Source organism: Mycobacterium kyorinense (assembly GCF_002101735.1).
Taxonomy (GTDB): domain Bacteria; phylum Actinomycetota; class Actinomycetes; order Mycobacteriales; family Mycobacteriaceae; genus Mycobacterium; species Mycobacterium kyorinense.
The window spans coordinates 1-18,753 of record NZ_LQPE01000027.1 but is presented as its reverse complement, the minus strand read 5'-3'; the positions used below and the strand labels follow the sequence as shown (position 1 = coordinate 18,753).

At 67.8% G+C, this 18,753-nt stretch carries 18 protein-coding genes; 10 read left to right on the top strand and 8 right to left on the bottom strand.

Annotated features, from left to right (window positions below; all coding sequences use genetic code 11):
* The first annotated feature begins 7 nt into the window (after window positions 1-7).
* Window positions 8-2,089 (top strand): acyl-CoA dehydrogenase family protein, encoded by a 2,082-nt coding sequence (locus AWC14_RS04890; RefSeq protein ID WP_045384153.1) that lies wholly within the window; start codon window positions 8-10, stop codon window positions 2,087-2,089.
* Window positions 2,090-2,161: 72 nt separating this feature from the next.
* On the opposite strand, the gene AWC14_RS04885 is transcribed toward AWC14_RS04890, so the two are convergent.
* Together AWC14_RS04885 and AWC14_RS04880 are read right to left on the bottom strand one after the other, a co-directional pair.
* On the bottom strand, window positions 2,162-2,689 hold the full coding sequence (locus AWC14_RS04885) for a hypothetical protein (protein WP_193393846.1): 528 nt from the start codon (window positions 2,687-2,689) through the stop codon (window positions 2,162-2,164).
* A 25-nt stretch (window positions 2,690-2,714) separates the two neighbouring features.
* A complete protein-coding gene (locus AWC14_RS04880) occupies window positions 2,715-3,794 on the bottom strand; it encodes a ferredoxin--NADP reductase (protein ID WP_045384150.1) in 1,080 nt (359 codons plus the stop codon).
* Window positions 3,795-3,890: 96 nt separating this feature from the next.
* Here AWC14_RS04880 and hsaA point away from each other — a divergent pair, with 96 nt between their 5' ends.
* Genes hsaA through AWC14_RS04855 form a run of 5 tightly spaced genes read left to right on the top strand, consistent with a single transcriptional unit; the run spans window position 3,891 to window position 7,934 of the window.
* Window positions 3,891-5,078, top strand: coding sequence for a 3-hydroxy-9,10-secoandrosta-1,3,5(10)-triene-9,17-dione monooxygenase oxygenase subunit (hsaA, locus tag AWC14_RS04875; RefSeq protein ID WP_045384148.1), 1,188 nt, complete (start codon window positions 3,891-3,893; stop codon window positions 5,076-5,078).
* Window positions 5,078-5,947, top strand: coding sequence for a 4,5:9,10-diseco-3-hydroxy-5,9,17-trioxoandrosta-1(10),2-diene-4-oate hydrolase (gene hsaD, locus AWC14_RS04870; protein ID WP_045384145.1), 870 nt, complete (start codon window positions 5,078-5,080; stop codon window positions 5,945-5,947). The genes hsaA and hsaD overlap by 1 nt, the downstream gene beginning before the upstream one ends.
* Complete coding sequence (hsaC, locus tag AWC14_RS04865; RefSeq protein WP_045384143.1) at window positions 5,944-6,849, top strand: iron-dependent extradiol dioxygenase HsaC; 906 nt, start codon at window positions 5,944-5,946, stop codon at window positions 6,847-6,849. The genes hsaD and hsaC overlap by 4 nt, the downstream gene beginning before the upstream one ends.
* Window positions 6,846-7,412, top strand: coding sequence for a 3-hydroxy-9,10-secoandrosta-1,3,5(10)-triene-9,17-dione monooxygenase reductase subunit (gene hsaB, locus AWC14_RS04860; RefSeq protein WP_045384141.1), 567 nt, complete (start codon window positions 6,846-6,848; stop codon window positions 7,410-7,412). The genes hsaC and hsaB overlap by 4 nt, the downstream gene beginning before the upstream one ends.
* Window positions 7,413-7,460: 48 nt before the next feature.
* Window positions 7,461-7,934 (top strand): Rv1419 family lectin, encoded by a 474-nt coding sequence (locus AWC14_RS04855; RefSeq protein WP_045384138.1) that lies wholly within the window; start codon window positions 7,461-7,463, stop codon window positions 7,932-7,934.
* Here the strand turns inward: AWC14_RS04855 and AWC14_RS04850 are convergent.
* From AWC14_RS04850 to fadD3, 6 genes are read right to left on the bottom strand one after another with little or no spacing between them, the layout of a single operon-like run.
* Window positions 7,931-9,184, bottom strand: coding sequence for a hypothetical protein (locus AWC14_RS04850; protein WP_045384158.1), 1,254 nt, complete (start codon window positions 9,182-9,184; stop codon window positions 7,931-7,933). The genes AWC14_RS04855 and AWC14_RS04850 overlap by 4 nt on opposite strands.
* A complete protein-coding gene (locus AWC14_RS04845; protein WP_045384135.1) occupies window positions 9,181-10,344 on the bottom strand; it encodes a pyridoxal phosphate-dependent aminotransferase in 1,164 nt (387 codons plus the stop codon). Before AWC14_RS04845 ends, AWC14_RS04850 begins: the two co-directional genes overlap by 4 nt.
* A 10-nt stretch (window positions 10,345-10,354) precedes the next feature.
* Window positions 10,355-11,341 (bottom strand): acyl-CoA dehydrogenase IpdE2, encoded by a 987-nt coding sequence (ipdE2, locus tag AWC14_RS04840; RefSeq protein ID WP_162267214.1) that lies wholly within the window; start codon window positions 11,339-11,341, stop codon window positions 10,355-10,357.
* A complete protein-coding gene (locus AWC14_RS04835) occupies window positions 11,293-12,246 on the bottom strand; it encodes an acyl-CoA dehydrogenase family protein (protein ID WP_045384129.1) in 954 nt (317 codons plus the stop codon). Before AWC14_RS04835 ends, ipdE2 begins: the two co-directional genes overlap by 49 nt.
* Window positions 12,243-13,385, bottom strand: coding sequence for an acyl-CoA dehydrogenase family protein (locus AWC14_RS04830; RefSeq protein ID WP_045384127.1), 1,143 nt, complete (start codon window positions 13,383-13,385; stop codon window positions 12,243-12,245). The genes AWC14_RS04835 and AWC14_RS04830 overlap by 4 nt, the downstream gene beginning before the upstream one ends.
* Window positions 13,386-14,906: a 3-((3aS,4S,7aS)-7a-methyl-1,5-dioxo-octahydro-1H-inden-4-yl)propanoate--CoA ligase FadD3 gene (fadD3, locus tag AWC14_RS04825; RefSeq protein WP_057003374.1), complete on the bottom strand. Its 1,521-nt coding sequence runs from the start codon at window positions 14,904-14,906 to the stop codon at window positions 13,386-13,388.
* Between the two features lie 47 nt (window positions 14,907-14,953).
* Between fadD3 and ipdE1 the strand changes: the two genes are divergently transcribed.
* The 4 genes from ipdE1 to fadA6 are packed head-to-tail and all read left to right on the top strand — an operon-like array spanning window position 14,954 to window position 18,613.
* Complete coding sequence (ipdE1, locus tag AWC14_RS04820) at window positions 14,954-16,102, top strand: acyl-CoA dehydrogenase IpdE1 (RefSeq protein WP_045384124.1); 1,149 nt, start codon at window positions 14,954-14,956, stop codon at window positions 16,100-16,102.
* Complete coding sequence (gene ipdF / locus AWC14_RS04815; RefSeq protein WP_045384122.1) at window positions 16,099-16,887, top strand: (5R,7aS)-5-hydroxy-7a-methyl-1-oxo-2,3,5,6,7,7a-hexahydro-1H-indene-carboxyl-CoA reductase; 789 nt, start codon at window positions 16,099-16,101, stop codon at window positions 16,885-16,887. The genes ipdE1 and ipdF overlap by 4 nt, the downstream gene beginning before the upstream one ends.
* Complete coding sequence (kstR2, locus tag AWC14_RS04810; RefSeq protein ID WP_045384120.1) at window positions 16,884-17,462, top strand: TetR family transcriptional regulator KstR2; 579 nt, start codon at window positions 16,884-16,886, stop codon at window positions 17,460-17,462. Before ipdF ends, kstR2 begins: the two co-directional genes overlap by 4 nt.
* A 2-nt stretch (window positions 17,463-17,464) precedes the next feature.
* Entirely contained in the window at window positions 17,465-18,613 is a 1,149-nt protein-coding gene (fadA6, locus tag AWC14_RS04805) for a steroid 3-ketoacyl-CoA thiolase FadA6 (protein WP_045384118.1), read from the top strand.
* The last annotated feature ends 140 nt before the right edge of the window (window positions 18,614-18,753 follow it).

Genomic DNA, 18,753 nt, shown 5'->3' with positions numbered 1-18,753 from the left:
CCTCAACGTGCCAGCCACTATCACCGACGAACAGTTCGCGGCGCGTGAGTTGGTGCGCGATTGGGCCAGCGGCGCGGGAACCACCGCCGCGATCCGCGACATCGAGCAGGGCAAGCCCGAGGCCTGGCGACCGGTGTACGACGGCCTGGCCGGGCTGGGGCTGTTCGGGGTGGCGGTTCCCGAGGACTGCGGCGGCGCGGGCGGCACCATCGACGATCTGTGCGCGATGGTCGACGAGGCGGCAAAGGCGCTGGTCCCCGGCCCGGTGGCGACGACGGCGCTGGCCACCCTGGTGGTGCGCGACCCGGCGTTGGTATCCGGTGAACGCGTCGCCGGGGTGGCGCTGGTCGGCGACGTGGACTTCGACGGTTCGCGGGCATCGGGCAGCCTGCCGTGGGTGCTGGGTGCCGACGCCGAGGGCCTGTTGCTGCTACCCGCAGGCGACACGTGGCTGCTCGTCGACGCCACCGCCGAAGGCGTGACGGTCGAAGCCCTGCAGGCCACCGACTTCTCTCGGCCGCTGGCGCGGGTGGTGCTGACATCGGCGCCGGCCACGGTGCTCGACGCGCCTGACCTGGAGGACCTGGCCGCGACCGTGCTTGCCGCCGAGGCGGCCGGGGTGGCCCGCTGGGCGCTGGACACCGCCGTCGCCTACGCCAAGGTGCGCGAGCAGTTCGGCAAGCCGATCGGCAGTTTCCAGGCCATCAAGCACATCTGCGCCGAGATGCTGTGCCGCGCCGAGCAAGCCGCCGTCGCCGCCGCCGATGCCGCCCACGCCGCCGCCGACCCGGAGCAGCTGCGCATCGCCGCGGCGATCGCCGCGAGCGTCGGCATCGAGGCGGCGAAGGCCAACGCCAAGGACTGCATCCAGGTCCTCGGCGGCATCGGGATCACCTGGGAGCACGACGCCCACCTCTACCTGCGCCGCGCCTACGGCATCGGGCAGTTCCTCGGCGGCTCGGCGCGCTGGCTGCGCCGCACCGCCGCGCTGACCCAGGCCGGGGCCCGCCGCCGGCTGTCCATCGACCTGAGCGACGTCGCCGACCTGCGACCCGAGATCGCCGCCAACGTCGCCGAAGTCGCGGCGCTACCCGAGGACAGGCGCCAGGCGGCGCTGGCCGAAAAGGGGCTGCTGGCACCGCACTGGCCGCCACCCTACGGTCGCGGTGCCGGGCCGGCCGAGCAGCTGCTGATCGACCAGGAGATGGCCGCCGCCGGTGTGGCCCGGCCCGACCTGGTGATCGGTTGGTGGGCCGCGCCGACCATCCTGGAGCACGGCACGCCCGAACAAATCGAGCGCTTCGTGCCGGCCACCCTGAGCGGCGAAATCTTTTGGTGCCAACTGTTTTCCGAGCCCGGCGCCGGCTCAGACCTGGCGTCGCTGCGCACCAAGGCCGAACGGGTCGACGGCGGCTGGAAACTGACCGGGCAGAAGGTGTGGACGTCGTCGGCGCACAAGGCGCAGTGGGGTGTGTGCCTGGCCCGCACTGACCCCGACGCCCCGAAACACAAAGGGATTACGTACTTCCTGGTCGATATGAGTTCGCCGGGCATCGAAATCCGGCCGCTCCGCGAGATCACCGGCGCCGCCTTGTTCAACGAGGTCTTCCTCGACGGCGTGTTCGTGCCCGACGAGATGGTCGTCGGCACGGTCAACGACGGCTGGCGGCTGGCCCGCACCACGCTGGCCAACGAGCGAGTCGCGATGGCCACCGGCACCGCGCTGGGAAACCCGATGGAGGAACTACTCAAGGCAGTGGCCGACCGCGATCTCGACGACGCTCAGCGAGATCGGTTGGGGCAGTTGATCATTACCGCGCAAGCCGGTGCGCTGCTGGACCAGCGGATCGCCCAGCTGGCCGTCGGCGGCCAGGATCCGGGCGCGCAATCCAGTGTGCGCAAGCTGATCGGGGTGCGCTACCGACAGGCGCTGGCCGAATACCGGATGGAGCTGACCGACGGCGCGGGCCTCGTCGAGGACGCGACCGTGCAGGATTTCCTCAATACCCGCTGCCTGACGATCGCCGGTGGCACCGAGCAGATTCTGCTCACGCTGGCCGCCGAGCGGCTGCTCGGCCTGCCGCGCTAGTCAGCCTTTCGCGAGATCGCGACCAGGGTCGTGATCTTTGGAAAATCACGACACTGAGCGCAATTTCGCGCTCTACGAGAAGGTGGTCTGCGCGCAAGTACTGGGCGAGGTGAGGTTGACCCCGCTGTAGACCACTTGAATGTGGGTGCAGACGATGACGCTGACGTCGGTCTTCGGTTGCCCGTTGTGCCAGTCGGTGGAGTCGATCCGGCCGCTGCTCTGGTATTTCTCCGGCGGGCCCTCGCCCATGTAGATGTCGGTCATCACGTCGGTCCCGCCCTGCTTCATGATCCGCTCGTACTGACCGTCGGCGTGCACGTCGAGGTAGGCCATCCGGTTCGGTGAGCGGAATTCGGTGCTTTGCCGGGCCCACAGATCCGACGGGAATCCGGTCACCCCATCTGGCGTTCGCAAGTCTGCCCCGACGGTGAAATCGCAGCTGCCGGTCGGCTTATGGCAGTCGAGCAGGACGCGGGTCTCCAGCTGGGTCGCCTCGTCCACCGGCATCAACGTGGTGGCGGTATTGCTCGCCGCCGACGACGGGGGCGCTAAAACCAACGCCGCCACGAGACCCGTGAGTGCCGCACCCAGCTGCTTGATCACCAAGAGAACCTAACGCTCGCGGCTATTCGTCGTAGGTGACTTCGACCGAATCGGTCTCGGGGTGCGACTGGCAGGCCAGGATCAGGCCCTCGTCGAGGTCCTGCTGTTCCAGGACGTCGTTGACCTCCATGGTCACCTTTCCCTTGCGCAGGGTGCACGCACACGCGCCGCAGTGACCCTCACGGCAGGAGAACGGCGCGTCCAGGCCGGCGTCCAACAGCACATCGAGCAGCTTGGCGCCGCGCGGCCACGACACCGTGTGGGTTTCGCCGTCGAGCTGCACCACCGCGGTGGCCGGCGGCTGGTCGCCGTCGTCCTCGATCTTCACCGCGGCAAACGGATCGGATTCCAGCGACTTGAACACTTCGATATGCACTTGCGCCGCAGGCACTTTCAGCGCATCCAGGGCCTCCCGCGCGGCCTGCATGAACGGCCCGGGCCCGCAGATGAACGCCTGCCGGTCGGTGTAGGGGCCGGCCAGTTGTGCCAGCGCGGTGGCGCTCGGCAGCCCCTGCAATGACTCCAGCCAGTGCACGACGGTCAACCGGTCGGGGTATTTGGCGGCCAGTTCGCGCAGCGCGTCGCCGAAGATCACCGAACGGTCGTCGCGGTTGGCGTAGAACAGCACCACCTGCCCGCTGCCCTCCGACAGCGCCGACTTGCAGATCGACATGATCGGGGTGATCCCGCTGCCGCCGGCGATCAGCAGGAAGTCGTCGTCGAGGGTCTTGGGCACGAAGTTGCCGGACGGCGCCAGCACGTGGATCCGCATGCCGGCGTGGGCGTGGTCGCAGATCCAGTTCGACGCATACCCGTCCCTGTCCCGCTTGACGGTGACGGTCAGCGCGTCGTCGGTGAACGGCGAGCTGCACAGCGAATAGCAGCGCGCCACCGAGCCGGTGCGCTCGCTGGGAATGCGCAGCGTCAGGAACTGGCCCGGCGCATAGCGCAGCCGGTCGGCGGGGATCTCGACGCCGTCGGGGACGGCAAACACCAGAGACCGCGCGTCGTCGGTCTCGGCGACGACGTCGGCGACCTGCAGCTCCAGGACGTGGCTGCCGAGCGGCTCGTCCGGAACTGTCACGGCGCTATCTCCCGTCATAACTAGAACAGGTTACAGAAAACCCACTAGGTACCGCTACCAGCCGCAGGAATACCCTGCTCGACACAAATCGGAACGTGTTCTAGTCTTTGAGCTATGTCAGCCTCTATTCAACAGCGTGACGCGCAGTCGGTCCTAGCCGGCATCGACGACTTGCTTCCCCAGCTGCGCGATCGCGCTCAGGCCACCGAGGATCTGCGCCGCCTGCCCGACGAGACGGTCAAGGCGCTTGACGAGGTCGGCTTCTTCACGTTGCTGCAGCCCGAGCAGTGGGGCGGCCTGCAATGCGACCCGGCGCTGTTCTACGAGGCGGCGCGACGGCTGGCCAGCGCCTGCGGTTCCACCGGCTGGGTGGGCTCGATCATCGGGGTGCACAACTGGCACCTGGCGCTGTTCGACCAGAAGGCCCAGGAGGAGGTCTGGGGCGAGGACCCGACCGTGCGGATCTCCTCGTCGTACGCGCCGATGGGCGCCGGCACGGTGGTCGACGGCGGCTACCTGGTCAGCGGTTCGTGGAACTGGTCGTCGGGCTGCGACCACGCCACGTGGTGTTTTTTGGGCGGGCCGGTGATCAAAGACGGTCGGCCTGTCGACTTCGGCAGCTTCTTGATCCCGCGCAGCGAGTACGAGATCAAGGACGTCTGGCACGTGGTCGGTCTGCGCGGCACGGGCAGCAACACGATCGTCGTCAAGGACGTCTTCGTGCCGCGGCACCGCTTCCTGTCCTACAAGGCGATGAACGACGGCACCGCCGGCGGCTATGCGACCAACACCGCGCCGGTTTACAAAATGCCTTGGGGCACAGTGCATCCCACCACCATTTCGGCGCCCATCGTCGGGATGGCCTACGGCGCCTACGAGGCGCACGTCGAGCATCAGGGCAAGCGGATCCGGGCGGCGTTCGCCGGCGAGAAAGCCAAAGACGACCCGTTCGCCAAGGTGCGCATTGCCGAGGCCGCCAGCGACATCGACGCGGCATGGCGGCAGCTGATCGGCAACGTCAGCGACGAGTACGCGTGTCTGGTGGCGGGCAAGGAGATTCCGTTCGAGCTGCGTGCCCGGGCCCGTCGCGACCAGGTCCGCGCCACCGGCCGGGCGATCGCTTCGGTCGACCGGCTGTTCGAGGCGTCCGGCGCCACCGCGCTGGCCAATGATGCTCCGATCCAACGGTTCTGGCGTGACGCGCACGCCGGCCGGGTGCACGCCGCCAACGACCCGGAGCGCGCCTACGTGATCTTCGGTAACCACGAGTTCGGGTTGCCGCCCGGCGACACGATGGTCTAATGACGGCGACGGAAGAACTGACGTTTGAATCCACGTCTCGTTTCGTGGAGGTCGATGTCGACGGTCCACTGAAGCTGCATTATCACGAAGCCGGCAGCGGCCCAACGGTTGTCCTGCTGCACGGCGGCGGACCGGGTGCGTCGAGCTGGTCTAACTTCTCGCGCAACATCGCTGTGCTGGCTCAGCATTTTCACGTGCTGGCCGTCGACCAGCCGGGCTACGGCCACTCCGACAAGCGCGCCGAGCACGGGCAGTTCAACCGTTACGCGGCCAGGGCGCTCAAGGGGCTCTTCGACCAGCTGGAGCTGGGACGTGTTCCGCTGGTGGGCAATTCGCTGGGCGGGGGCACCGCGGTCCGCTTCGCGCTGGATTACCCCGACCGGGCCGGCCGACTGGTGCTGATGGGCCCCGGCGGGCTGAGCGTCAACCTGTTCGCACCGGACCCCACCGAGGGTGTGAAGCGGCTGGGGAAGTTCTCCGTCGAGCCCACTCGCGAGAACCTCGAGGCGTTCCTGCGCATCATGGTCTACGACCAGAAGCTGATCACCCCGGAGCTGGTCGAGGAGCGCTTCACGCTGGCCAGCACGCCGGAATCGCTGGCGGCGACCATCGCGATGGGAAAGTCTTTCGCCGGAGCCGATTTCGAGGCCGGCATGATGTGGCGCGAGGTGTACCGGCTGCGCCAGCCCGTGCTGCTGATCTGGGGCCGTGAGGACCGGGTCAACCCGCTCGACGGCGCGCTGGTCGCCCTGAAGACCATTCCGCGTGTGCAACTCCACGTTTTCGGGCAGTGTGGACACTGGGCACAGGTGGAGAAGTTCGACGAGTTCAACAAGCTGACCATCGATTTCCTGGGAGGCGCGCGATGAGCATCCGGTCGCTGGGCTATCTGCGCATCGAGGCCACCGACGTGGCGGCCTGGCGGGAGTACGGGTTGAAGGTGCTCGGCATGGTCGAGGGCAGCGGCACCACCGAGGGTGCACTCTACCTGCGGATGGACGACTTTCCGGCCCGGCTGGTGATCGTGCCCGGCGAGCACGACCGGCTGTCGGCGGCCGGCTGGGAATGCGCGAACGCCGAAGGGCTGCAAGAGATCCGCAACCGGCTCGACGTGGAGGGCACGCCGTACAAGGAGGCCACCGCCGCCGAGTTGGCCGACCGGCGGGTCGACGAGATGATCCAGTTCCAGGATCCTTCGGGTAACTGCCTGGAGGTCTTCCACGGCGCCGCGCTGGAGCACCGCCGGGTGGTCAGCCCGTACGGGCACAAGTTCGTCACCGGCGAGCAGGGCCTGGGCCATGTGGTGCTGTCCACCCGCGACGACGACGAGGCGCTGCACTTCTACCGCGACGTGCTCGGCTTCAAGCTGCGCGACTCGATGCGGATGCCGCCGCAGTTGGTCGGCCGCCCCGCCGACGGAGCCCCCGCCTGGCTGCGGTTCTTCGGCTGCAACCCACGGCATCACAGCCTGGCGTTTTTGCCGATGCCGACCCCGAGCGGCATCGTGCACCTGATGGTCGAGGTGGAAAACTCCGACGACGTCGGGCTGTGCCTGGACCGCGCGTTGCGTCGTAAGGTGCCGATGTCGGCGACGCTGGGCCGGCACGTCAACGACCTGATGCTGTCGTTCTACATGAAGACACCCGGCGGGTTCGACATCGAATTCGGTTGCGAGGGGCGGAAAGTCGACGACAGCGACTGGATCGCCCGGGAAAGCACCGCGGTGAGCCTGTGGGGCCACGACTTCACGGTAGGTGCCCGCAACCAGTGAGCGCCGCGCCGATCGACCCGCGCACGTTCCGCAACGTGCTGGGTCAGTTCTGCACCGGGATCACGATCATCACCACCGTGCACGACGACGTGCCGGTTGGCTTCGCCTGCCAGTCGTTCGCGGCGCTGTCGCTGGAGCCGCCGCTGGTGTTGTTCTGTCCGACCAAGGTGTCGCGGTCGTGGCAGGCCATCGAGGCCAGCGGAAAATTCTGCGTCAACGTGCTGACCGAGGGTCAGAAGCACATCTCGGCGCGCTTCGGTTCCAAGGACGCCGACAAGTTCGCTGGGATCGACTGGACCCCATCGGAACTCGGGTCGCCGATCATCGACGGGTCGCTGGCCTACATCGACTGCACGGTGCACTCGGTTCACGACGGCGGCGACCACTTCGTGGTGTTCGGCGCGGTGAAATCGCTGTCGGAGGTCCCGAAGATCAAGCCGCGGCCGCTGCTGTTCTACCGCGGGGACTACACCGGCATCGAACCGGACAAGACCACGCCCGCGCAGTGGCGCGACGACCTCGAGGCCTTCCTGACGACGACCACCCAGGACACCTGGCTGTAGGACGTCGGTCTGTCGCGACGGCGGTCGCGGTGCGATGATAGGGCTCAAATGGCTGAGCCGCGGTTGATGGGCGGTGTGCGCCGGGTCTTCGTGGTAGCCGGCGCGATAGTCGGTGCCGCGCTGCTGAGCAGTGGGCCGGCGAATGCCGACCCGGTTCAGTTGCGCAGCCGGCTGGGCAATTGGTGTCTGGACGGCCCGAACGGGAACAACACCGCGACGATGGTCAACCCCTGTGACGGGTCGAAATCCCAGCTGTGGCTTTTCAATCCGGCCGGTCAGGTCGAGAGCGCGGCCTTTCCTGGGTATTGCGTCAGCATCGGCGGCGCAGCGGATAACACCCCGGTGACCCTTGCACCGTGTCAGGCGAATACCGCTAACCAGCAGTGGGCTCACCAACCCAGCGGCCAAGTCACCAGCGCCCTCGGTCCGTGCCTCAACGTGTTCGGTGGCGTGGCGCAGCCCGGCACGGCCGTGATCGCCTACCACTGCATCCCCGACGTGGCCGACGAGCAGTGGGATTAACGTTCCGGATGCCAGCGGGCCTGATGTTCGGCGTGTGTCGGCAGGTAGGCGCCGGGACCGAATAACTCGTCGTAGAAGTCGGTGTCGATATGCTGGGCCTGCAGGTACATCAGCACGTGCACGGTCGGCACCGTGCCGGGCAGTTTGCCGAAGGTGTCGTAGATATACGACGCCTCGAGGGTGACGAGCTCCTGGATGCCGTCGGGCGGCAGCGCTGAGGCGCGAACTTTAGGAGTATCCAACCAGGGCCCCGGTGTGTCCGGGTGAAACGGCCCGCCCGGACCGTACTTGCGGGTGACCAGCTTCTGCACCCCGACCGCGACCGACGGCACATGCGGCGGGCTGAGCGTCTCGAAGTATCCGGGCAGCCCGGTGACATTGGGGAAGGGCCAGCGTTCGTCCTCGTCGGCGACGAAGCCCAGCCCATCCAACACCGACAAGCGGTTCAGGCCGTCGTACATCCAGCCGCCCAGGCCGAGCGCCTGCAGCGCCAAGACCCCGTTGTTGGCGGCGACGGCCAGCTCCGCGCTCGCCTCGGTCAGCGTGTACTGCTCGACGAACGACAACGGGATCGGGTCATCGGCATGGGGGAGCTTCGAAAAGCGTTCGGCGCCAGGGATATCGCGGCCGCTGATGTCGTCGGTGATCAGGTAGCCGTTGGCGGCGAAGAACCACAGGTTTTCCATCAGGTGCTCGGCGAGATCGGCCACCGGGAAGGCCAGCAGGCTGCCGGGGTGGTTGGCGATCCAGAGGTTGTGGCCTTCCACGTGCGGCTCCTCACGCGGCAGTGCCAGACGGGCATCCGAAATCCGCACATAGGAGCCGGCGGTGTGGCTGATCCAGTCCTCGACGCCGTCGAACTCGCGCGGTTGCGCGTCGCGGGTGGGCAACATGTACGTGCCGGTGTCGTCGGTGAAGAACAGCTGGCTGGTGTGAAAGCCCGCAGCGGACGGGAAGGTTCGACCGGTCGCGCTGCCCGAATAGTTGGGCAGCGACGGCGCATAGCTCGGGTTGTGGGTGATGCCGAAGTGCCAGCCGGTAACGCCTCCGGTGACCGAAAGCAGCAGTGCCCGTTCGACTTCCGACAGCGGCTGGACCGGCCGGCGACTGGTGTATTCCAGCGCGCCGGCGGGGATGCGCCCGCCGGCCGGAAAGCGGCGTGATCGCCGTCCGGTGAGGGAGGCGAACAACGGGAACCCGCTCACCTGCGCCAGCGCGGCCCGCTCGTGATCCGAGATGACGAGACTCACCGGTGCAGCCACGACCTTATGCGCCGCAACGCCTCTTCGATGTCGCTGGTCGGCCCCGCAAACGACAGCCGGACGAACGATCCGCCATGCACCGTGTCGAAGTCGATACCGGGCGCAATCGCAACGCCGGTGTCCGCCAATAGCTTTGAGCAGAACCTCATCGAGTCGTCGGTGAAGTCCGACACGTCGGCGTAGACGTAAAAGGCGCCATCGGTGGGCGCCAGCCGGTCGATGCCGATGTCACGCAGACCGTCGAGCAGCAACCTGCGGTTGACGGCGTACTGGTGCAGGTGCCCGTCGGCTTCGGCCACCGCTTCGGGGGTGAACGCGGCAACAGCGGCATGCTGCGACAACACCGGCGGGCAGATCGTGAAATTGCCGGTCAGGCGGTCCACGGCGCGGCGCAGCTCGGCCGGTACCAGCAGCCAGCCCAGCCGCCAGCCCGTCATCGCGAAATACTTGGAAAAGCTCTTGACCACCACTGCGTTTCGCGATGTCTGCCAGGCACAGCTGGTTTCCGGCGCGCCTTCGTAGACCAGCCCGTGGTAGACCTCGTCGCTGACCAACCGCACCTCGGCAGAATCACACCACGACGCAATCGCCGCCAGCTCCGCCGGCGGAATAACGGTGCCGGTCGGGTTGGCCGGGCTCGCGACCACCACGCCGGACACCGGCGGCTCGAGTTCGGCGAGCATCTGCGCGGTGGGCTGAAACCGAGTTTGCGGTCCGCACTCGAGATCGACCACCTCACAGCCCAGCGCCGAAAGAATGTTGCGGTAGCACGGGTAGCCCGGACTGCTGACCACCACCCGATCGCCGACGTCGAAGCAAGCCAAAAACGTCAGCAGGAATCCGCCCGACGATCCTGTGGTGATCACCACCTCGTCGGGACCGACCGCCAGTCCATGCCTGTCTCGGTACGACGCGGCGATCGCCTCGCGCAGCTCCGGAATACCCAGCGCCACCGTATAACCCAGTGGGCTGGCATCCAGCGCGGCTTTGGCGGCGGCGCGCACCGGCTCCGGGGCGCCGGCACTGGGTTGTCCCGCCGACAGGTTCACCAGGTCGCCGTGACTGCGCTGACGCTCGGCCGCCGCCAGCCAGACGTCCATCACGTAGAACGGCGGTACCCCGGCCCGCAGCGCGACGCGGTCGTTCATGTCGCCCAGGCTAGAACACCTCGGATTCCAGCCGGCGCAAGTGTTCGCGCGGCGGACCGAGCAACTGCGAAGTGCCGTGTGCGCGTTTGAAATACAGCTGCATGTCGTGTTCCCAGGTGATCGCGATGCCGCCGTGCAGCTGAATGCCTTCGGCGGCCACCGTGCTGAACGCTTCGCTGGCCGCAACCCGGGCCAGCGCCGCGGAGGTCGGCGATGGTTCCGCGACCGCGTCGTTGACCACCGCGCGCGCCGACTGCACCGCGACGTACAGGTCGGCCATCCGGTGCTTGAGCGCCTGGAAGCTGCCGATCGGGCGGCCGAACTGCACCCGCTCCTTGGTGTAGTCGACGGTCAGCTCCAGGCAGCGGGCCGCCGCGCCGATCTGCTCGGCGGCCAGCAGGATGGCTGCGGTGTCGGCGAGGCCGGGGTCGGCGCCGAGCGGCGCGGTGCTCTGCGCGATCACCCGGGCCAGCCGTCGGGTGGGATCCATGGCGGCGACGGGCTCGGCGCTGAACGTGGTCCACCGGGTGAGTTTCTCGCCGTCGGCCGCGATGACGACGTCGGCGATATCGCCGTTGACCACATAGTCGGGGTCGAACACCACGGCGCCGATCGCGGCGCCCGCGGCAAGGTTTTCCAACGCGTCGGTGTCCGGCTTGTCGGCGGCCAGCAGCGCCAGCTCGGCGAGCGTGGTGCCCAGCAACGGAGTAGGCACCAGGCCCTTGCCGAGTTCCTCGACGACGACGGCGGCGTCACCGAGACTGCCGCCGGCGCCGCCGTATTCCTCGGGCACCACCAGCGCAGCCGCGCCCACTTGCTCGCACAGCAGCCGCCACAGCGATTCGTCGTAGCCGCGTTCCGATTCCATCGCGGCCCGCACCGCCTCTGGCGACGCGTGCTTGGTGACCAGCGCCGCGACGGTTTCGCGCAGCAGTTCCCGTTCGTCGTTCACAGCGCCTCCAATACCCGCCGCCGATGAGCCGCCGGGTCGCCCCATGCCGGCCGCAACGCCTGAGCCCGCAGCAGCCACAGCGACAGGTCGTTTTCCGCGGTGAAGCCGATGGCGCCGTGCGTTTGCAGTGCCGACCGGGCGGCCAGCAGCGCGGCCTCCGATGCGGCGGCCTTGGCGGCGCTCACGTCGCGGGCGGTGTCCGGTGAACCGGTGGCCAGCGACAGCGCCGCGCCGTAGACCAGCGGCCGGGCCAGCTCCACCGCGATGTGCACGTCGGCGAGCTTGTGCTTGATCGCCTGGTATGAGCCGATCACCCGCCCGAACTGGGCGCGCTGCTTGGCGTAGTCGACGGCCGCGTCGAGCAGGGCCTGGCCGGCGCCGACCAGCTGGGCCGCGGTGGCCAGCGCGCCGAATTCGTAGGCCCGCGCCACGTCGGCGTCCCACGCCGCGCCGCCGGGGGTGACGTCGAACAGCCGACGGCTGGGGTCGACGGACTCGTGTTGGTCACCGACGCGTGCCTCGCTGACCCGGCTGTCGCTCGCCAGCAGCACCAGCCCGGCAGTATCGGCGTCCACGGCCCGCGGCACCTGCGGCGGCAGCGCGACGGAGACGATCAGTTCACCCGCGGCCAGCGCTGCGCACCGCTCGTCGTCGGCAAGCAGAATCGGTGCCACCGCAATGGATTCGGTGACCGGCCCCGGCACGCACCAACGTCCGAGCCGCTCGGCGGCGACCACCAGATCGACGGGGTGCGCGCCGATGCCGTCGAACCGCTCGGGCACCATCAGCGCGGTGACCCCGAGGTCGGTCAGCTGCGCCCACACCTTGCGGCCGGGCGCGGTGTCGCCGGCGGCCCAGGCCCGCACCGCCGCCGGCACGTCGGCCACCGCCAGCGCCGCGTCGATGCTGGCCGCGAAATCGCGCTGTTGTGCGTCCAAGTCGAATCTCATTTGGCCTTCTCCCGGGGCAGGCCCAGCAGCCGCTCGGCGATGATGTTGCGCTGAATTTCGTTGGTGCCGGCGTAGATCGGGCCGCCGAGCGCGAACAACAACCCGTCGGTCCACGAGTCGGCCAGCTCTCCGTCGGCGCCGCGAATGTCCAGCGCGGTCTGATGCAGCGCGACGTCCAGGTCCGACCAGAACACCTTGGTCACCGACGACTCCGCGCCGAGTTCGCCGCCGCCGACCAGCTGGGTCACGGTGCCGAAGGTGTGCAGCCGGTAGGCCTGCGCCTTGATCCAGGCATCGGCCACCTGGTCGCCGAAGGCTCCAAAAACATTGTGGCCGCTGTCTTTCCATACTTGCGCGAGCCGCTCTGCGGCAGCCAGGAAGCGGGCCGGGCTGCGCAGCGACATGCCGCGTTCGTTGCTCGACGTGCTCATCGCCGCACGCCAGCCGTCGTTGACCTGGCCGATGACGTCGTTGTCGGGGACGAACACGTCGTCGAGGAATATCTCGCCGAAACCGGTGTCGCCGCCGAGTTGGGCGATCGGCCGCACGGTGATCCCGTCGGCCTTGAGGTCGAACATGAAATAGGTAAGCCCGCGGTGCCGCTCAGCGGAAGGGTCGGAGCGGAACAGCCCGAATGCCTTGTCGCCGAAGGGCGCCCGCGAGCTCCAGATTTTCTGCCCGTTGAGCAGCCAGCCGCCGTCCGTCTTCGTGGCGGTGGACCGCAGCGACGCCAGGTCGCTGCCCGACTCGGGCTCCGACCAGGCCTGCGCCCAGATCTCCTCGCCGCTGGCCATCTTCGGCAGCACCCGATCGAGTTGCTCTTCGGTGCCGTGCGCGAACAGCGTCGGCGCCAGCATCGACGTGCCGTTGGCGCTGGCCCGACCGGGGGCGCCGGCGCGGAAGTACTCCTCTTCGAAGACCACCCACTGCAGCAGCGTCGCGTCGCGACCCCCGTACTTCTGCGGCCAGGTGATCACCGACAGCCCGGCGTCGTAGAGCACTTTGTCCCAACGCCGGTGCTGTTCGAAGCCCTCGGCGGTGTCGTACGACTTGGTCGGGAATGAATCACGGTGGGCCGCAAGGAATGCACGCACTTCGGTTTGGAAGGCGCGCGTTTCGTCGTCGAAATCAAGGTCCATCTAAGGCATCTCTCGCAGTAATGGTTTGACCACCTTGCCGCCCGCGTTGCGGGGCAGCGTGTCGACAAACCTCACCGAACGGGGGGTCTTGAAATTCGCCAGATGCTCGCGGGTGTAGGCGATCACCGCCCGCTCGTCGAGGTCGAATCCGGGACGGGTCACCACAAAGGCCCGGCCCACCTCGCCGAGGCGCTCGTCGGGCACGCCGATCACCGCGGCGTCGAGCACGCCGTCGAGGCGGGCCAGCACCTGCTCCACCTCGGCCGGGTATACGTTGAAGCCGCCGCAGATGTACATGTCCTTGAGCCGGTCGGTGATCTGCAAATTGCCTGCGGCATCGAGCTTTCCGACATCGCCGGTATGCAGCCAGCCGTCGGCGCCGATGGCAGCCGCCGTCGCCTCCGGGTCGTCGAGGTAGCCGAGCATGACGTTCGGGCCGCGCAGGAGTACCTCGCCCTGGTCGCCGATGCGCAGCTCGAAATCGGCGATCGGGCGGCCGCAGGTGGTGGCGACGGTGACGGCGTCGTCGTCGGCGCGGCACATGGTGCCGAAGCCGTTGGATTCGGTGAGACCGTAGGCGGTCAGCACGATGTCGATGTCCAGCTCGGACTGCATCCGCTCGATCAGCACGACCGGCACGGTGGCCGCGCCGGTGACCGCGAACCGCAGCGAGCTCAGGTCGTAGTCGCCGCGCTTCGGGTGGTCCAGCAGCGTCTGGTAGATGGTCGGCGGGCCGGGCAGCACGGTGATCCGGTGCTCGGCCACCGCGCGCATCGCCTGCTCGGGGTCGAACGTCAGTTGCGGGATCAACGTGGCCCCGGTCTGCAGGCAGGCCAGGATGCCGGCCTTGTAGCCGAAGTTGTGGAAGAACGGGTTGATGCACAGGTAGCGGTCGTCGGCGGTGATCTTGCCGCAGGCCGCCCATGCCGCCGACCCCGCCAGCGACTGCCGGTGGGCGCACAGCACACCTTTGCTGCGGCCGGTGGTGCCGGACGTGAACAGGATGTCGGAGACGTCGTCGGGGCTGACGGCGGCGGCGCGGGCGTCGGCTGCGCCAAGATCGGTGCCGGCAGCGACGAAGTCGTCCCAGCTTCCGTCGGCGGCCTCGATCGGCACACGCACGATGTGCCGCAACGCGGGCAGCGCGTCGCGGTCGAGGTCGGCGACCTTGTCGGCGCCGAGGAATTCGCCCATCGCGACCAGCAGCGGAGCGCCGGTGCGGGCCAGGATGTCGGTGGCCTCCGACGGGGTGTAGCGGGTGTTCAGCGGGACCATGGTGGCGCCCGCGTAGTGCGTCGCCAGGCAGGCGACCACCCAGTGCCAGGTATTGGGTGACCAGATCGCCACCCGGTCACCCGGCTCAACTCCGAGCTCGATCATGGCGGCGGCGGCGCGGCGCACCTCGTCGCGCAACTCCCCGAAGGTGAGCGTGCGATCCGTTGTGACCAGCGCATTGTGGTCCGGGAGCTCACGCGCGATGCGGTCCAGCACCGCAGGAATGGTCTGCGGATCGGTCGGCATCGACAACTCCTTTAGCAAGCAAGTGCTTGGTAGGTTAGCCTACAGGGATGCAGGACGTCGAGGAGTTCCGGGCTGAGGTCCGCGAGTGGCTGGCCGAGAACCTGGCCGGCGAATTCGGCACGCTCAAAGGCCTCGGCGGGCCCGGTCGTGAGCACGAGGCCTTCGAAGAGCGGCGCGCCTGGAACCAGCACCTCGCCGCGGCGGGGTTGACGTGTTTGGGCTGGCCGGTGGAGCACGGCGGCCGTGGTCTGTCGGTCGCCCACCGGGTGGCGTTCTACGAGGAGTACGCGATCGCCAACGCGCCCGCGAAGGTCAACCACTTCGGCGAAGAACTGCTCGGCCCGACGCTGATCGAATTCGGCACGCCCGAGCAACAGCAGCGGTTCCTGCCGCGCATCCTCGACGTCACGGAGCTGTGGTGTCAGGGCTATTCGGAGCCGGGGGCCGGCAGCGACTTGGCCAACGTCTCCACCACCGCGGTGCTCGACGGCGACCAGTGGGTGATCAACGGCCAGAAGGTGTGGACCTCGCTGGCGCACTGGGCCCAGTGGTGCTTCGTGGTGGCGCGCACCGAAAAGGGCTCCAAGCGCCACGCCGGGCTGTCGTATCTGCTTGTGCCGCTGGACCAACCGGGTGTGCAGATCCGTCCCATCGTCCAGCTGACCGGCGACTCGGAATTCAACGAGGTGTTCTTCGACGACGCTCGCACCGACGCCGACCTGGTGGTCGGCACGCCGGGGGACGGCTGGCGGGTCGCGATGGGAACACTGACCTTCGAGCGCGGGGTGTCGACGCTGGGGCAGCAGATCGTCTACGCGCGCGAGCTGAGCGGCGTCGTGGAACTTGCCAAACACACTGGCGCCGCGGACGATCCGCTGATCCGCGAACGCCTGACTCGATCCTGGGCGGGTTTGAGGGCGATGCGCTCCTACGCCTTGGCCACCATGGACGTCGAGCAGCCCGGCCAGGATAACGTGTCGAAGCTGTTGTGGGCCAACTGGCATCGCGAGCTCGGCGAGATCGCGATGGACGTCCAGGGCAAAGCCGGCATGGTGCTCGACGGTGGCGACTTCGACGAGTGGCAGCGGCTCTACCTGTTCACCCGCGCGGACACCATCTACGGCGGCTCCAACGAGATCCAGCGCAACATCATCGCCGAGCGGGTGCTCGGCCTACCCCGAGAGGTCAAAGGATGACGCTAGCGGTCGCGCCGAAAGAGATTGACGGACACGGCCTTCTGACCGGCAAGGTTGTGATCGTCACCGCGGCGGCGGGCACCGGCATCGGATCGGCCACCGCGCGGCGCGCCCTGCTCGAGGGCGCCGACGTCGTCGTCTCCGACCATCACGAACGACGGCTTACCGAGACCGCCGACGAACTGTCGAAGCTGGGCCTCGGCCGGGTCGAGCACGTGCTGTGCGACGTCACCTCCAGTGTGCAGGTCGACGCGTTGCTCGCCTCGGCCACCGCGCGGATGGGCCGCATCGACGTGTTGGTCAACAACGCCGGGCTCGGTGGGCAGACCCCGGTCGCCGACATGACCGACGAGGAATGGGACCGCGTACTCGACGTCACGCTGACGTCGGTTTTCCGCGCCACCCGGGCGGCGCTGCGCTACTTCCGCGAGGCCGACCACGGCGGAGTGATCGTCAACAACGCCAGCGTTTTAGGTTGGCGCGCACAGCATTCCCAGGCGCACTACGCCGCTGCCAAGGCCGGCGTGATGGCGTTGACCCGGTGCAGCGCGATCGAGGCCGTCGACTACGGCGTGCGGATCAACGCGGTGTCGCCGAGCATCGCCCGGCACAAATTTCTCGACAAGACGTCATCGTCGGAGTTGCTCGACAGATTGTCGGCCCAAGAGGCATTCGGCCGGGCCGCCGAGCCGTGGGAGGTTGCCGCGACCATCGCCTTCCTCGCCAGTGACTACTCCAGTTACCTGACTGGAGAAGTGATTTCGGTTTCGAGCCAGCACCCATGAACCGGCGCGAGGAACTTCTCGAATTGGCGGCCACGATGATGGCCGAACGAGGGCTGCGCGCGACGACCGTGCGCGACATCGCCGACGGCGCCGGAATCCTATCCGGCAGCCTGTATCACCACTTTTCCTCCAAGGAGGAGATGGTCGACGAGGTCCTGCGTGGCTTTTTGGACTGGCTCTTCGCCCGCTACCAGGAAATCGTTGACACCGAACCGAATCCGCTGGAGCGGCTCAAGGGATTGTTCATGGCGTCGTTCGACGCGATCGAGCACCGGCATGCGCAGGTCGTCATCTACCAGGACGAAGCCAAGCGGCTGTCGTCGCAGCCCCGCTTCTCCTACATCGAGGAGAAGAACAAACAGCAGCGCAAGATGTGGGTCGACGTGCTCAACCAGGGCATCGAAGAGGGCTACTTCCGGCCGGACCTCGACGTCGACCTGGTCTACCGATTCATCCGCGACACCACGTGGGTGTCGGTGCGCTGGTATCAACCCGGCGGACCGCTCACCGCCGAACAGGTGGGCCGGCAATACCTCGCCATCGTCCTTGGCGGTATCACCAAAGAAGGAGTCTGATAATGACCGAAGCGTATGTCATCGATGCCGTGCGGACCGCGGTCGGAAAGCGCAACGGATCCTTGGCCGGCGTACATCCGATTGACTTGGGGGTGTACGCGTTTCACGGCCTATTCGACCGTGTCGACGTCGATCCCGCCGCCGTCGACGACGTGATCGTCGGTTGCGTCGACGCTCTCGGCGGGCAGGCCGGCAACATCGGCCGCAACGCGTGGCTGGCCGCGGGCTACCCGGAGGAGGTCCCCGGCGTCACCGTCGACCGACAGTGCGGCTCCAGTCAACAAGCCATTTCCTTTGGCGCGCAAGCCATTATGTCGGGGACTGCCGACGTGATCCTGGCCGGCGGCATGCAGAACATGAGCCAGATCCCGATCGCGTCGGCGATGGTGGTGGGCAAGGAGTTCGGCTTCACCTCACCGACGAACGAGTCGAAGAACTGGCTGCACCGCTATGGCGATCAGGAGATTTCGCAGTTCCGCGGCGCGGAGCTGATCGCCGAGCGCTGGAACATCTCGCGCGAGGATATGGAGCAGTTCGCGCTGACCAGCCACCAGCGAGCGCTGGCCGCAATTCGGGGCGGGCATTTCGACAACGAGATCGTCGACGTGGACGGGTTCCGGATCGACGAGGGCCCGCGCGAGACTTCGCTGGAGAAGATGGCCGCGCTGAAAACCCTGTCGGAAGGCGGCCGGCTGACCGCGGCGGTCGCCAGCCAGATTTCCGACGGCGCGAGCGCGGTGCTACTGGCGTCCGAGCAGGCGGTCAAGAACCACAAGCTCACGCCGCGCGCCCGGATCCACCACATCAGCGCCCGCGGCGCCGACCCGGTGTTCATGCTGACCGGGCCGATCCCCGCCACCCGCTATGCGCTGGAGAAGACCGGGCTGTCCATCGACGACATCGACGTCGTCGAGATCAACGAAGCGTTTGCGCCGGTGGTGATGGCCTGGCTCAAGGAGATCAAGGCCGACCCCGAGAAGGTGAACCCCAACGGCGGCGCGATTGCCCTCGGCCACCCGTTGGGCGCCACTGGGGCCAAGCTGTTCGCCACCATGCTCAACGAGCTGGAGCGGACCGGTGGCCGCTACGGGCTGCAGACGATGTGCGAGGGCGGCGGCACGGCCAACGTCACGATCATCGAACGGCTGTAGCCCCCGCACCTTTGGCCTTTGGCGCGAGCGTGCGCGTCCCCGGGCGACACGCCGAGCGGATGGCCGGGTTTGCGCTCAGTGTCAGGGTGATGGTGCTGCGTTGCGGTGTGTCAGCGTGACAGGGCCGCTTCGTGGTGGTT